8 protein-coding genes are annotated in these 15,189 nt (G+C 57.9%); 3 read left to right on the top strand and 5 right to left on the bottom strand.

Going from position 1 to position 15,189, the window contains the following annotated elements:
• The first annotated feature begins 41 nt into the window (after positions 1-41).
• Together LOY69_RS07840 and LOY69_RS07835 are read left to right on the top strand one after the other, a co-directional pair.
• The gene (locus LOY69_RS07840) at positions 42-788 is read left to right on the top strand and encodes a DUF899 domain-containing protein (RefSeq protein ID WP_170001295.1); all 747 of its coding nucleotides are present in this window, start codon (positions 42-44) and stop codon (positions 786-788) included.
• Between the two features lie 145 nt (positions 789-933).
• A complete protein-coding gene (locus LOY69_RS07835; protein WP_115581841.1) occupies positions 934-1,881 on the top strand; it encodes an AraC family transcriptional regulator in 948 nt (315 codons plus the stop codon).
• Between the two features lie 65 nt (positions 1,882-1,946).
• Here LOY69_RS07835 and LOY69_RS07830 read toward each other — a convergent pair whose 3' ends face one another.
• Positions 1,947-2,528, bottom strand: coding sequence for a hypothetical protein (locus LOY69_RS07830; protein ID WP_265074353.1), 582 nt, complete (start codon positions 2,526-2,528; stop codon positions 1,947-1,949).
• 288 nt (positions 2,529-2,816) lie between these two features.
• Between LOY69_RS07830 and LOY69_RS07825 the strand changes: the two genes are divergently transcribed.
• On the top strand, positions 2,817-3,089 hold the full coding sequence (locus tag LOY69_RS07825; RefSeq protein WP_265074352.1) for a hypothetical protein: 273 nt from the start codon (positions 2,817-2,819) through the stop codon (positions 3,087-3,089).
• 30 nt (positions 3,090-3,119) lie between these two features.
• Here the strand turns inward: LOY69_RS07825 and LOY69_RS07820 are convergent, their stop codons facing one another.
• The 4 genes from LOY69_RS07820 to LOY69_RS07805 form a co-directional block, all read right to left on the bottom strand.
• Positions 3,120-3,725 (bottom strand): hypothetical protein, encoded by a 606-nt coding sequence (locus LOY69_RS07820; RefSeq protein WP_265074351.1) that lies wholly within the window; start codon positions 3,723-3,725, stop codon positions 3,120-3,122.
• Positions 3,726-4,203: 478 nt separating this feature from the next.
• Positions 4,204-4,791 carry a hypothetical protein gene (locus LOY69_RS07815; RefSeq protein WP_265074350.1) on the bottom strand — a complete coding sequence of 196 codons (588 nt, stop codon included), beginning with the start codon at positions 4,789-4,791 and terminating at the stop codon, positions 4,204-4,206.
• A gap of 7 nt (positions 4,792-4,798) precedes the next feature.
• A complete protein-coding gene (locus LOY69_RS07810; protein WP_265074349.1) occupies positions 4,799-5,101 on the bottom strand; it encodes a hypothetical protein in 303 nt (100 codons plus the stop codon).
• Between the two features lie 11 nt (positions 5,102-5,112).
• Positions 5,113-15,171 (bottom strand): hemagglutinin repeat-containing protein, encoded by a 10,059-nt coding sequence (locus tag LOY69_RS07805; RefSeq protein ID WP_265074348.1) that lies wholly within the window; start codon positions 15,169-15,171, stop codon positions 5,113-5,115.
• Positions 15,172-15,189 lie beyond the last annotated feature (18 nt).

The following is a 15,189-nucleotide window of genomic DNA, read 5'->3' as shown; positions in this document are numbered from 1 at the left end:
CGTGTGTAAGACCCATGCCCCCTGCCTTGAGGAGAAACGCCATGAGCACTACCGATCACCCCGTGGTCTCCCGGGAACAATGGCTGCTCGCACGCAAGCAGCACCTGATCCATGAAAAGGCCTTTACCCGCCAGCGCGACCAGCTCAGTGCCGAGCGACGGGCGTTGCCCTGGGTCAAGATCGACAAGCCCTACCGCTTTCAAGGCCCCGACGGAGCACTGAGCCTGGCGCAACTGTTCGGCGAGCGTAGCCAGTTGCTGGTCTACCACTTCATGTTCGGCGCCGGCTGGGAAGAAGGCTGCAAGGGCTGCTCCTTTCTTGCGGACCACTTCGACGGCGCCAACCTGCACCTGGCCCATCACGACGTAACGCTGGTGGCTGTCTCCCACGCGCCCTATGCCCAATTCCAGAGCTTCCGTCGACGCATGGGCTGGCGCTTCGACTGGTATTCCAGTGCCGGTGACGACTTCAATCAGGACTTCGGTGTCAGCCTCAGCGCCCAGCAGCTAGCCGCGGGCACCGCGACCTACAACTATGAACAGGCCAGTGGCGATGAAGCCGAGTTGCCCGGCCTGAGCCTGTTCTATCGCAACGATCAGGGTGAGATTTTTCACACCTACTCCACCTATGCCCGCGGACTGGACCTGCTGGTGGGAGCCTATAACTTCCTCGATCTGACGCCCAAAGGGCGCAATGAAGAGCAGATCATGGACTGGGTCCGCCTCCATGACCGCTACGAACAGACACCCGAAGGCAAGGGAAGCCACCAGTGCTGTGGTGATGCTTAAGATCGTGTTCACCGGCAAGCCGGCTACGGGGCGTTTGTAGGAGCCGGCTGCCGGCGAATCGTACCGACAGGCGATTCGCTCTCACAAACGGCACAAATCTGCGGCAGACTGCAACGTCCGCCCCACAGCCAACTAATCTGCAAACATGAGCGCCGCCTACCACAGCCTCCACGAATACACCCTGCGCATGAGCCGGGTGCTGGAGCATATCGACCAACACCTGGACCAGCCCCTGGAGCTGGCTGATCTGGCGCGGGTGGCGCATTTCTCGCCCTACCACTTCCACCGCCTGTTCAGCGCCTGGGTCGGAGAGCCCCTCGGGGCCTACCTGCGGCGTCGGCGCCTGGCCTGTGGGGCTTATCTGATGGCCAGCCGCCCCGAAGCCTCAATCCTGGAAATCGCCATGGATGTCGGCTTCGGCTCCGGCGAAGCCTTCTCCCGGGCCTTCAAGCAACACTTCTCGGTCTCACCCAGCACCTGGCGCGACACCGAACCCAAACGCTGGCACCGCCGCCTCGACGACATCCGCGAACGCCGCCTGCGTGAATTGAGCAATCCTGATCAGACCCACATCCCGGCCTTCGACGATCCTGACGCCTTCATTCATCTGAAGGAAACCAGCATGAACGTCACCCTGCAGCAACTGCCCGCCACCCGCGTGGCCTACCTGCGCTACATCGGCGCCTACGGGCCCGGCATCGGCCTGTTCTGGCGCGAAACCGCCATGCCCTGGATGCTCGAACACCAGCTGTTCAACCACGTGCGCTATGGCATCGGCCACGACGACCCGGACCTCACCCCCGCCGACAAATGCCGCTACGACGCCTGCGTCGAAGTGCCCAAGGACTTCAAGGCCAGCGCCCCCGCCGTCGTCACCACCCTGCCCGGCGGCCTGTACGCCGTGGCCCACTTCCGCGGCTTGGGCCCAGCTATCGCCGACGCCTGGATCGAACTGTGCCGCGACTGGCTACCCAAGAGCGGCCTGCAGTTCGACCCACGCCCGGCCTTCGAGCGCTACCCGGCGGATGCGTACTACGACCTCAAGACGGGAGAGCTGGAGTGTGAGATCTGCATTCCGGTGAAGAAGCTGTAACCCAAAAAGCACGTTGATCCCCATGTAGGAGCGAGCTCGCTCCTACAATCCCGCTACACACCCACTCAACGAGAAGGAATGGCCGTGATATCACGAACGATGAACTTCGGCAGAGCGCGAATGTAAAAGTTCTCCACATCAGAATTACCGCTGTTGGTGATCGCCCCCAACATGGTCTTCATATTGCGCAACTGACCCATGGCCCCGGCAGGCTGCAAACCATTGCGCTCCTGAGCGAAATGCAGCACCTCGGCGCCGTCGCGCCTGACCTGAACCTTGTAGCCGAAATCGACACTGGCCAGGATCGTATTGTCATCGACAACCATCGACACCAGCCCACCCTTGGAATCACTGAGGCGGCGCTTGTACACCGCATTCACATCCAGCAGGTAGTCGGCGCTGTCCTTGGTGGCGGCGTAGCGATTGGCATTGCCCAATTGCCGGATCAACTCCATGCCCAGTTGCTGGCGCAACTTGTCCTCGGGCAGAAAGCGCTCGCTCTCGCCGACCAACTGCAGGTTGAAGGTATCGATCCAGTAAGTGGCGGTAGCGGGAATCTGTACTGGTTTGGGCGAGATGTAATAGTCCGGGGTGGAGGCACAACCGGCGAGCAGAACGAGGGTGAACAGCAGAGACAACAGACGCATGACGGATCTTCCTTGAGAAGGTTTTCAACAACGCACCGCCACCTGAAAACCAACTGTGGCATGGCGATAAGCGGCGGCATTGTAAGCCAGGAAAATCGCCCCGGACCGGCTCGAAAAGATACGCTCGGCAAATTAGGAATTGCCTTACGGCAGAAGCAGACGATCCAGTAGGAATGGGGCTTTAAGGACAGGGGGAACGCTGGATATAGTCGAGGGGTCGTTGAAAGGACGACCGGGTTTGGCGACCTGATCTACAGAGTCCTCAGTCAAACTAAAGAGGCTCAATAAATGACGCGTTATCAAGCTATAACCGGCCACGACTGCAACATTCCCTCACTGCTGATCGATACCCGAGCTCCCATAGACGTCCTGCACGATGCAGCGGCGTATCGCATTCGCGCTGTGACTCAACTACTGGAAAACTTCGCGGTTTCTGATGAAGCGCCCAAAGGCGCAGTGGTGCTACAGGAACTGGCGCTGGTGTGTAGCATTTTGCTGCGCGATGGCTGTGATTTGATGGATGTGGCGGGGCGCCGGATGCAGGGGCAACTATCGGCATAGGCAGACAGGGGGCGGTACAACGCCGCCCCTTTAGCCTGAGTACAGAGTGGGGAGATATTCATTGATACGTTCGTTGTGCAGCAGCCGATCAACTGTAAAGTCCAACTGATCCGAAACAGCGATGCCTCTGCGCAATGGTTGAGGAAAATCCTCGATCGACGCGAAAACTGTCGGGAGCAGATATCTAAAGTAGTCACCCATCACCGTGTTGCCATCGTACCCTACTGGATAATCCTCACCCTCGTAGCTACCTTCAATAGCGTGATAGACAAAAAGCCCCTTATTGACAGGAAAATTCGTTTCACTGTAATGACCCATTTTCGCCAGACTACTTTCAAGACCACCTACGATAGACTTTTTGCACAAACAACTTCGGTGACGACAAGCGGAATACAGGTCCAAGTCAAAACCGCCATTTTTCGGTATTGGATAATCACAAAACTCTTTTGACTCCTCCCACATATATTCATTCATCCGATCGAGCAGTGACTCAACCGCAGCAACCTTGAGCAACGCCTTGGGCAAATCACCGAAGCAGTTGTTCACCATCACGGCAATCCGCCCACATTTATCCATTGCAAACCAAGTGAGCACTGAACCAAATCCAGGTTGCCAATTGAGATCTAGAACAGACATATTTCCTTCACCTATTGAAATTTAGAAATCGATGCATGCACCTACCAACATATATTTCGAGATAATTACTTCCTTCCACTCCAGCAAGGCGCCTGCAAAATCTTCAAGAGTCACATCTGAGAAATCCGTCTCATCATATAAAATCACCTCCAACAACAACCACATTTTTCGCGCAACCTCCCTCAATCCGCGCCAGAGTACAAACCTCTATATCAAATGACTCCTCCCCATCGTCACCCAATGGACCAATAATCGCTTAAAGGAGAGAACAAAAGCTCGCTGCCGATTCCGGCTTATAATTTCGCATATCGTAAACATCCAAATCATGAAGCCACTTTAATCCTGCAGATATAGTTTGATCCGCCATTTTCATATAGCCATCCAACTGCCATCTCTTTGATTATTAAGCGTCGCACCTTTCCACCTCCTTCGCACATCTACGGACTTTCCCGAAGCCCCCTAGATATCAAAATTCGCGTTAAATTATCGAAACTTCCCCCAGCTCCACCGAATTAAACTGAGACTCCTCTAGCACTGAAAAATCATCAGAATTGGCATGCAATCCGTGAGATACGATAAAACTCCTGCCTCCTGACAAATTAAAACGCAAGCCAACTTCACTGGGGCGCTGGAGCTCCTTCGCATTCATCTGCCCGCGCTTAAGTATTGTCACATCAATTACACAACAACCAATAAGCTGCTTCCAAAAAACAGTGGAAAACGATCCAGACTCAGAAATAGCGAACAGTTCCTCGTCTCGACCCAATGAATTCGGATCTTGACTAGCGGCCCTCGCACCCTCATCCCAAACAATGACGCTATTCAGAGAGGGGTCACTCGAAAGACCAAGGATTATGCCTCCCTCAAAATAGATAGCTAAAGGTCCTGCCGTCAATGAAAATGCCAACCTATCCTCAATACCACATTGAGCGGCAACTTCCGAAGCTGGCCACCAGCTATATCTAACAAGCTTGACGACCTGTTTGCCTCTGAGACGTCGAAGAAACTCAACCTCCATAGACGGCACCATTAAATCCATATATTTATCGCTAATTAAAATAATCAATATCCAATTACTTCCCCTCCCCCCCCGCATAATTTTTCATATAGATATCCCTCAACCCCTCAACCAACTCAAGAGCACTTTCAACATCATAAGCCTTATATCCACTTCTATTTATACATTCAAATGGATAAGCATCACCAGAACGCAAGGCACTTATAGCAAAATCAAAAGTCCTCAAATAATCATCATGAAACCCAGGATAACAAAAACTCAACGACGCCATATCTTCCGCAGCCTCTTCAAGCGTCTGCTGATTCACGGTAGCCGCAAACATATCAAGAAATCGCTCTTTCCACTCAAACTCAGCCATATTGACCTCCATCAAAACTCAGGATGCGCCGTATGAATCACATAACCACCTTTACCATCAGACTTAAGTACCAAATTAACATTAGGCATAGGTTTAACTATTTTAGAAACCGGACCACCCTTATTAAGGACTTCAAATCCGCGCCCCAAGTTCCCTAACCCTGGATTAGCAAGGAAAGGCCTAGTTACACCCGCAGGAGGTGAGGAAGCCAACCACAACCTCACTTCCTGACCCTTGATTAATAATGTTTTGGCTATGGCATCCTCCATTTGCGCCCGATCATTGAATGCTGTTCGCGAACCTATGCGATTGCTATTAATCAACTCATTTTTAACTCTATCTTTAAGGTATGCATCGCTAGCATCAGGCCCGTGCTTTTCTAATGGGTGAGTGGGGTTAGACAACTTTCCGTTTGGCTTAACCACTTGACTCCCCTCAGTAGATGCCAGCCCTCCTGGTTGAGACAACTCTGAGTGCGGCGGGTTTGTACCCACTCCATGGAGCGAGCAACTACCATTATTACAGCTATAGCAAGGCCCAACGTTATGCACCCACGTACCAAGTTTACCAACATAGAACGTATGGCCAATGTCCACCGTCAGGTTGTAGGTTCGCCCCTGAGGTTGCAGCAGCTCAACAGACGCCACCGTAATCGAACTGCCTTCACCAGCCCCATCTCCCAACGACTGCAGGCGATCACCGGATTTGAGCTCAATAAGAGGGACAAAACCCTTGCGTGCCGGAACATAGAATGGATGCCCTGGAGTCACCTCCAGCGTCTCCGACGCTGTGACGCCGCCTAAACCGTCCTTCCTCAAACCCAAGCGATAGATAGGCTGATCAGTTCGGACATGAGTTGCAGTGATAACTGCCGCGAATGGCTCTCCGCCCTGTTCAGGCTTGCTCCAAACAACATCGCCGACTTTAAGCGTTTCAATAGCACGCTCCCCATTGGGAGTCGCGACCATAGTGCCAGCTGCAAAACAGCAGGGTTTATAGCCTGCCAGCTTGGCCTCAGACTGAGAGATGAATTTTGTCCCAGTTGCATTAGCGGCGCCTTGAGCAGCGAGACTCTCAGCTTCCGTCGCCACAGCCTTCTTCGCCGCGCCCCTTGCTACTACAGCTTCCCATATCGCCTTGAGAGTAGCCTTACCTCCTACCACTCCGCCCAGAGACAAGATGACATCATCGATGATACTCACCGACTCTGTATTCTTTACCGCCAGCGTCAATATCCGATCAGCAGCATTTTTCGCGCTTAGGTTGTTACTCGAAAAATCCAGGATTTCCTTGCTGTATGCCTGAGCCTGATCCTTCCCATATTGCTTCCATTTTTCGGCCGCTGTCAGCTCGCCATAAAGGCCTTTTCCAAGGCCGTTGAACAAACCTGAGTCATTAAACTGCTCTGGCGTCGAGGCGAACGCATAGACAGGGTTGCCATAGGCAATGATCGGCTTGCCATCTGCCCAGGTCAGCGGGATTTTTTGATCCGCCAACTGTTTTACGGCGTTTTTTGCAACCTCCAGATCGCGCTTGAACCAATCCGTGGTTGGGTCATTCCCCCACCTCTCAACCAAGGCTTCTAAGCGAGCTTTTTCAACAGCATCCACTTCTGCGCCACTGGCAAGAAGGAGCAAATCCTCCCACAAGGCGTCAGACTTCGGTTTGCCCAGTGCCTGCTCCAGCTCCTCGGCTTTTTTCTTCAGTAGCGGAAGTTCTTGATCACGATGATGCTGCCGATTATTAACCTCGACCCCTGCCCCGCTACCGCCACCTGCGATTGCTCCAGCAGTGCCTTCAAGCGATCCGGCCGATACTCCAAGCCCCGCAGCGATGAGTGTTGCAATAGCGATCTGATTGCGCTCTTCAATACCACTTTTGCCCAAAGCCTCTGCAATCGCAGGCATCAATGCTGCCGACGTACCCGCTCCCAACGCCCCGCCCTGCGCAGTGCCGCTCGATAGCCCCATCGCTGCACCGGCCAAGGCGTGAAGCAATACCCGGGCGGCGCCACCCTCACTCCATGCCGCTTGGCTAGTGCTATCGGTAGCATTGCGCTTCTGGGCATCGGCGTAATCACCAATCTTTGTGAAGGTGTCATTGGCCGTGGTATTGGCAACGATGCCAACTGTCGTCGCGCCACCAACACCTCCTAGGCCTGCCGCAATAAGGCCCGAGGCAATGTCGGCCATGATGCGTTTGTCACCACCCACGCTCCAACTAGCAGCATCCGCAAGGGCTGCGTTGGCCTTCGCCTGCTGCTCAGGGGTTTTAGCTTTGCTTAGCTGCTCTTTAGCGGAATCTGCCTTGGCTTTAGCTATCAGATTTATGGTGGTACTCGCTAGCTGCGCGGAACTCTGGATCAGGTCCATACGCTCCTGCATCTTCTTTTCGTCTGGCCGATCAAGATGCTGATTCGCATTGCGGGTATCGCGATTCAGCCCTACCAGATCCTGCGCGCCGGCCGGATCACGAATGGTGATCGTCCCCTCGCTGACGGCACTACGGGTACTGCTGTGATCGGACTCCTTGAGAGCCAAGGGCAAAGTTCCGCCAGTTTCTGAATGCGCCCATTTCCTTTCGCTGTCTGGCGTCACCGGTTGCCCCGGTTTGTCCCATTTGGTGCTGGCGTAGGAAGCACTCAGGCTGGCCGACTGGCTTTTGATTTCGCTGGTATTCTTGATATCGCTGACGATCAGACGACCGGTGTCGAGATGGTTCTTGTCGGCACTGCCCTCACTGGCAATCACCGCGCCTTGCAGCTGGGTGTTGGCGCCGACGTAAATGTCGTATCCCCCTTTACCTGCATACAATCCGGTCTGATCAGTCACCGCTTGGTAGTTACTGTTCATCTTGCTACCGGCGATATTGCCGCTGGCGGTCACCATGGAGCCGTAGCAGAACGGCGGTACACAGATGCTGGCGCCGACACCGCCGCTAATCTGGCGGTTTTTCTGCTCGGCTTCGTCCTGCCGAGAGGCAATTTTGAGATTGCCGCCCACGTCCGCCTTGATGGTATCGGCTCGTACCTGCGCACCAGCCAAGGTGGTGTCCTGGCCGCTTTTCAGCATGAGCCGGCCAGTATCCACAGTACTGTTGACCTGGGAGACCGAGTGGCCCTTGCCCATACCCTTGGCCATCTGCGCCCCGAGATCGAGGGTGAAGCCGTTCTGATCACCAATATTGAAACTGGCGCCAATACTGGTCTTGCTGTTGCGATTTTGGTTATCCCATTGCGCACGGTCCTGCGCGCTTTCCAGAGTGATGTCGTTTTTCGCCATCAACAGCGTGTCATTTGCCTTAAGGCTGCTACCCACAACATGAAGATCGCCACGGGTACCCGGCGCATCCCCCACCGCTGAAATGACCAGACCCGCACCACTGGTCAAGCTCGATTGCTTAGCCGTTTCACTGCTGTATTCACTAGTACTTTTGCTTTGGGTCGAACCCAACTCAGTCCCAATCTTGATAAGCGAGCCACTGCTGTTGGCTGGCTTACCTTGGGATTGATTCGCCGCATCGGCGCTGAAGCTATCGACCGCGTTGTAGGCAGAGAGCAATGCCTGAGCACTCTTGACCGCCTTCAGGCGGCTATCATCGGCATTTTTGGCAGCACGGATGTCATTACGAATACTCTTGACTGTATCGACTATCATGCCACCCACGACCCGACCGACCGCCAGGCTCTTCGAGTTGTCGGTGCTGCTTTGGGTGGCAGTTTCCACTCCTGCGGCGATGGTCACGTTGGAACCAGTAAGACTCATCTCCTTGGTGCTGACCAAATCACTGGCCACCACCTTCAATTCGCGCACGGCCTCCAGTCTCACACCGCCTTCACTCGATCCCACAGTACTGCCCGTTAACGTGGTTTGCGCCGCCTTACCGGTTTGATTACCGCTCCTGATCGACAGATGCTGGTTGCCTGTTATGTCGTCTATGCCCAAATTGTTAGCCGTGAGGACTCCCGTCAGGTCACGACTCTTCTGCTTATGCAACTCACTACGAGTGAAGATGTTTTCGGCCGCATCGATAGTCAGGTCACGCCCAGCATGAACTGCCAGATCCCGAGTACTGACCAATGACGATCCTGTTACGATCACGTCGCGCTTGGCCGCCACGTCCACGATGTTGCCGGAAATGACGCTACCGACTACCGTGGTTTGGGTCTCGGCTACCTGATCCTTGACCTTGCTCGACTTCAGGCCACCCCAACTGCTTTTACTTTGACTATTTTCGTGACGGGCGCTATTGGAGTCACTAACGGCCAGGATCTGTACGTCATTACCCGCCACCAACTTCGCAGCACCTTTTTCCGCAAAGACGTCACTGCCCTTTACCAGCAGGTCGTTACCAGCGACCAGTACACTATTGGTTCCTGAGGAAACGGAGCTACCGATATTGGTCGTGCTCGCCACCTCATCAAGTCGGCTTTTCTTGCCAGACGAACTCTTCTTGGTCTTGCTGTAGAAGCTGTAATCAGTGTCCTCCGCCGACTCCAGAGCCAACTTGCCACCGGCTACCAGATAAGCCTCATCCCCCGCACTCACCCGACTGGCAATCAGTTCCAGATCCTTACCGGCACTGAGTGCCACGCTGCCACCTGCAGTGACCGCAGTAGAAACCTGCTGACCATGATCCTCCTGCCCCTTGAAGCTCTTGGTCTGGCTGAACCAGTGCTGCTCATTCGCAGCAGAAGCCAATGTCAGGTTTTCTTTAGCCGACATCGACACATCACGCTTGGCCTCAATCTGGCTGGCAATCGCCGTGATATCGCGACCAGCACTGATGGACAGGTCGCGACCTGCCTCAAGTGTCGAACCATGCTGGGTGACACTTTTGTCACGGTAGTTGGCGTTCAGCTGATTGCCGACCACCTGCTCCACAGCCGTCAGGCTGACATCGCGGCCAGCGGTGATGCTAGTATCTGCGGCGCTCTTTAAGACTCCCGCACTGTTATTGAAATCGCGTCCCGCATTGATGGTGAGGTTATTCGCGGCCTCAATCCGTGCAGCACTGTCGACAAAATCCCGTTGCTGCGCGAACGAATCCTTATTGCTTTGGTGCGAGGTCAAAGTACGCTCGTTAACCACGTCCCCATCAGTTGCCGTCAAGGCCACATCACGCCCAGCGACAACACCACCGGCCTTGTTCAGCAGATCCTTGCCCGCCGTCAGATTCAGGCCCTTGCCCGCCTCCGCCAACCCACTATTAACCAGGTTCTCCCCCGCCACCGCCGACAGGTCATTAGCCGCGCGCAGGGTGCCGACGTTGTTCAAGTCCTTGCCGGCAATCAGGCTCACGTCCTTGCCGGCGATCAGGGAGCCGTTGGGCGCCAGGCGGTTGTTGGCCTGGGCCAGGTACAGCACCGGCACCAGCACTTGTTCGCCGTTCACTTCATGGCTTTCCAGCCAGACGATGTCGTGGGTCAGGGCGGCGATTTGTTCGGAGGTCAGGGTCACGCCCACCGACAGGTCAAGCTGTTGCTTGCTCTGGATGGCGTTGTCCATCAGGTGCTTGAAGAGTTTTTCGTTGCTGTCCTGGCCGTCGATAAAGCGTTGGCCGGTGCGGGCCACCATGGCTTGCTGGATGAGTTTCTGTTCGTAGAAACCGTCCCCCAGGCGTTTGGCGCTTTCGTCCGGGTTGTAGCCGAGGTGGGACAGCAGGTAGTCCGAGCTCATGAACTGCTTGAGGTTGGTCAGCGCCGGGTTGGTTTCGATCAGGTACTTGTGCGGCCGGGACAGGCTCGCGGCGTCCGGCAGGCCGGCGATCTGCGCAGGCGTCGGGGCCTGAGCCAAGGTGCTGCCCTGGCCGCTGAGGCGGAACAGGCCGTTGCCGCTGGTGGGCAGGGTGAAGCCCGGCAGTACCAGGGGGTTGACCTGTTGCTGGGCCAGTTCCGGGGGCAGTTGCGGGTTGATCCGGATCGGCGTCGAGTAGCCGTTGCCAACGCCGGTGTCGGTCAGGGTCTTGCCGGCGCCGACGTACTCGTAGAAGGAGCGGATCACGCTGTTGTCGAGGGTTTTGTCAGCCTTGAGGTTGACCTTGCCGCCAGCCTGGATGGTGGCGGCGAAGGATTGGTCGCCATCCACCACTTTGCTGCTGGAGGACAGCAATACCCCGGTCCAGGCGATAAAGGCGCTGAGGTCGGAAGCAAAGCTGGCAGACGGAGTCGGGTTGTTGCGGGCGTTGAACGCGGCGGCACGGGCGGCGGCGTTGCCGGTTTCGTTGACGTAGCTCTGATACCGCCGCAGGGTGGTGATTTCCTGGGGTTGCAGGCCCTGGTTGTGGACGGTCTCGGCTTTGACGTTGATGTCGCCGGCCGCGGTGATCAGGCTGCTGGTGTTGGTCAGGATCTGGGTGTCGATCTGTAGGTCCGCGCCGCTGTTGAGGCTGGCGGCGGCGCTGCTGTTGGTCACCCGCAAGCGGTCGGTCTCGGCCACTTCCCATAGGCCGTTGATGCGACCACCGCCACGGTCGTCGCAACCAATCCACTCACACGGCAAGCGAGTGATACTGGCCGCGCTCTTTTCGTGCTCGGTGTACTCCAGCACGTCCATGACGTTGTTGACGGTGCTGGCGGCGATGCTCAGCTTGCCGAGGCTTTCGATATCCCCGGAACGGTTGTCCAGCAGGTCGGCGCGGGTTTGCTGGTCGTCCTTGGCGATCAGCGCGGTGCCCAGGCTGTACACCTGGGCGTAGCGGTTGGTGAAGCTCGTGGTCAGCAGCTGCATATTGCCGCCGCTGGAGATCAGGCCGTGGTCATTGACCAGGGTGGCGGCGGTGAGGTTCAGGTCTTCGCCGCTGCCCAGGGTGCCGTGGTTGTTGATGCTGGCGGCCGTGAGGTGCAGGTTCTGCTTGGCGGTGATGCGCCCGGCGCTATTCAGCGCGCCGTCGACCTTCAGGGTGCTGTTGGCGCCGCCGGCGATGCTGGCGCTGTCCGCCAGGTCCAGTTGGGCGGCATGCAGGTCCAGTTGCCCGAGGCTGCTCAGGCGCCCCTTGCCGCTGTAGTTGCCGCTCAGGTCGAGGTTGAGCGCGGCGTCGCTGCCGATCAGGCCGTCGTTGCTCCAGTGGCTGCCGCTGCCGGTCAGGCCGTTGCCCGCCAGGAGCTGGCCATCGGCGGTCTGGGTCAGGTGGTCGACCTTGACCAGCAACTGGTCGGCCTGGATTGCACTGCTGTTGGTCCAGCGCTCGGCCTCCAGGGTCAGTTGGCCGGCGGTCTTCAGGCGGCCGCCGACGTCTTCGAGGTTGGCCATGGAGATGCCGAACACCCCGCTGCCGCTGTGCAGCAGGCTGCCGCCGCGGTTGTTGAAGCCGCCGGCGTCGAAGGCCAGGTCGTGGTTGGCGGTTTCCAGGAGGCCGTCGCGGTTGTCGAAGGTGCCGCCGATATCGAAGCGGGTTTTGCTCACCAGGCCCAGGGCCCGCAGTTGCCCGCGCTGGTTGTCCAGGCTGGCGGCGGCGGTGGCCAGGGTGCTGCGGCTTTCGATCAGGCCCTGGCGGTTGTCCAGCGCGCCAGCGAGTTCCAGCTCGATCTGCCGGGCGCTGATCTGGCCGGCGCTGTTGTCCAGGTCCTTGGCGCTGATATGCAGGCCCTGCTGGGCGAAGAGCGCGCCGTCGCGGTTGTCGAGGCGGCCACCGGCAGCGGTTTCCAGGGTGGCGCCGCCGTTGAGGGCGGACACCTTGCCGGCCCTGTTGTCGAGGTGGCCCGCCTTGAGCGTCAGGTCGCCCTGCTGGGCAATGATCTGCCCGCCCTGGTTGCCGGCAGCGGCGGCAACCTCAAGGCCCAGGGTGGTCTTGGCCTGCAGCAGGCCCTTGGCGTTATCCAGGCGCTCGGCATTGAGTTGCAGGTCGGCTTCGCGGCTGAGGATCTCGCCGCCATCGCTGTTCTGCACTTCGCCACTGGCGCTGATCAACACCGAGTCATTGGCCGCTACCCGGCCTTTCTGACGGTTGTCCAAGTGTTCGGTGAACAGCCGCAGCCACTGCTGGCTGGAGAGTTCGCCGCCCTGGTTCTCAACCTTCGTGCTGCGCTTGAGCAGCAAAGGGCCGGCGGCAGACAGCGTGCCCTGGTTATTGATCAAGTGTCCCAGCAGATCGAGGGTGACGCCCTGCTTGCCGGTGAAGGTGCCGTGGCTGTTGTCCAGGTCACTGCCGATGAATTCCAGGTCGCCGGTGGCGTTGACTGTGCCGCCCTGGTTGCCCAGGGCCATGGCCTGCAGGGTCAGGGTGGCGGCGCTGTCGATGGAGCCGCCCTGGCTGTTGTCCAGCCGGTCGCTGAGTTTGAGGCTCTGTGCACCCGCGCTGGAGATCACGCCCTTGAAGCTGTTGTCGAGGCTCGCGGCCTTAACGTCCAGGGCCTGCTGGCTGACCAGGGCGCCGCCCTGGCTGTTGTTCAAGGCGTCGCTGAGGGTGATGTCGACACCGCCCTTGAGGCTGGAGACGGTGCCTTTGTTGCTGTTGTTCAGGCCGGTGCCCTTGAGGGTCAGGCCCTGCCAGCCCGACAGCAGCCCGCCCTGGTTGTCCAGTTCCGCAGTACCGGTAATCTCCAGTGTCTGTTGCGCCAGCACCACGCCGGTGAGGTTGTCCATGCCGGCCAGCACCAGGGTGCTGCTGCCCTGGCTCGACAGCTCGCCACCGCTGTTGCCCAAGTGGCCCAGGGTGGCGTTGAGGGACTGCTGACTCTTGATCAGGCCGCCCTGGCCGTTGCGCACTTGCTCGGCATTGAGTTGCAGGCGCTCGGCGCTCAGCAGCTTGCCCTGATGGCTGTTATCCAGAGTCCCAGCGCTGACCGTTACCTGGCGCTGCCCACTCAGGGTGCCGCCCTGGTTGTTCAGGGTCTGCTTGGTCGTGACCGTCAGATCACGGCTGGCCACCACGCTCTTGCCACTGTTGTTCAGGTTTTGCGCCGTCAGGGTGACATCGCCGTTCGGGTTGCGGCTGTTGTCGAGGTTGACCCCGGCTTCGATGATGCCGTGGTTGTTCAGTTGCCCGCCGCTGCCCAGATTGATGCTGTTGGCCGCCGCCAGGGTGCTGTGGTTGTTCAGGTCGTCTTGGGTTTGCACCTTGAGATCGGTGCCGGCGTAGACCGCGCCCTGGGCATCGAGGCTTTGCGCCTTGATCGCCACCGCGCCCTTCTCGGCAGTGGCTTCGGCCATGCGCAACTGGCCATTGGCATCCAGTTGGATATCACCGCCACTGGCGATCAGTTTGCCGTCGAGCTTGACCCCGACCCCGGCCTCAGTACCCACCAACTTGATGGCCCCGGCGTACATGCCGCCCAGGGCGGATGAGTCGATCGCCAGTTGCGGCGCATCCGCCGGGTTGGCGGTCCGCGCCGTGGCGTTCAAGGTCTTGGCGTCGACATCGTTGGCCCCGGCGATCACCGCCAGGTGCTTGGCCTGGATCTCGGCGTTGAATTTCGCGCTGCGGGTGATGATTTCGAACTGGTCGATATTGCTCGCGTTGAGCCCCGCGCCTTCAATGGCGACGCTGCCTTGATCCACCTGGTAACGCTGGAGCTGGCCGTTCTCGATCACCGGTTTGCCGGTGGTCAGGGTGGCTTTCGGGGTGTTGATAAAGCCGCAGCCGTTGCAACTGACGCCGTAGGGGTTGGCAACGATGACATGGGCCGATTGCCCGGCCACTTCGGTGTAGCCCTTGAGCTGGCTGGGGCTGCCGCCGTTGACTTCGTTGAGGATGACATTCGCCGCGCGGCCACCCAGGTTGGGGTTGCCGAGGATGATCCCGCCAAGTTGGGTTTCCTGGGTGCGGTTGACGGCGTTGTTGAGGATCACGCCCTGCTGGCCGACGTTGTAGTCGCTGAACTGGTTATGGGACAAACCACCGCCGTTGGGGGCGGCGATGTTGACGATGGGCACGCCATTGCCGGCCTGACCCAGTGTGGTGCCGCTGCCGTTGACCACGATGCCGTCGGCCATCGCCACCACGGGCTGCCAGAACATCATGTTGGCCAGGATGAACGCCAGTCCGCGCTTGGACAGCCCCCAGAACGTATCCCGCGCTTGCAGGGTGGCGGAAGGCTGGCGGGCCAGAAAGGCAAACTGACGAGCGTCCATGTCATGTATCTCGGGTAA

It is taken from the genome of Pseudomonas sp. B21-059, assembly GCF_026016285.1.
GTDB lineage: Bacteria > Pseudomonadota > Gammaproteobacteria > Pseudomonadales > Pseudomonadaceae > Aquipseudomonas > Aquipseudomonas danubii.
The sequence above is the reverse complement of the archived record's forward strand: the minus strand, read 5'-3'. Positions and strand labels throughout refer to the sequence as shown.

Coding starts and splice junctions, on each gene's coding strand:
- LOY69_RS07840 (WP_170001295.1), top strand. CDS start 42: ATGAGCACTACCGATCACCCCGTGGTCTCCCGGGAACAATGGCTGCTC.
- LOY69_RS07835 (WP_115581841.1), top strand. CDS start 934: ATGAGCGCCGCCTACCACAGCCTCCACGAATACACCCTGCGCATGAGC.
- LOY69_RS07830 (WP_265074353.1), bottom strand. CDS start 2,528: ATGCGTCTGTTGTCTCTGCTGTTCACCCTCGTTCTGCTCGCCGGTTGT.
- LOY69_RS07825 (WP_265074352.1), top strand. CDS start 2,817: ATGACGCGTTATCAAGCTATAACCGGCCACGACTGCAACATTCCCTCA.
- LOY69_RS07820 (WP_265074351.1), bottom strand. CDS start 3,725: ATGTCTGTTCTAGATCTCAATTGGCAACCTGGATTTGGTTCAGTGCTC.
- LOY69_RS07810 (WP_265074349.1), bottom strand. CDS start 5,101: ATGGCTGAGTTTGAGTGGAAAGAGCGATTTCTTGATATGTTTGCGGCT.
- LOY69_RS07805 (WP_265074348.1), bottom strand. CDS start 15,171: ATGGACGCTCGTCAGTTTGCCTTTCTGGCCCGCCAGCCTTCCGCCACC.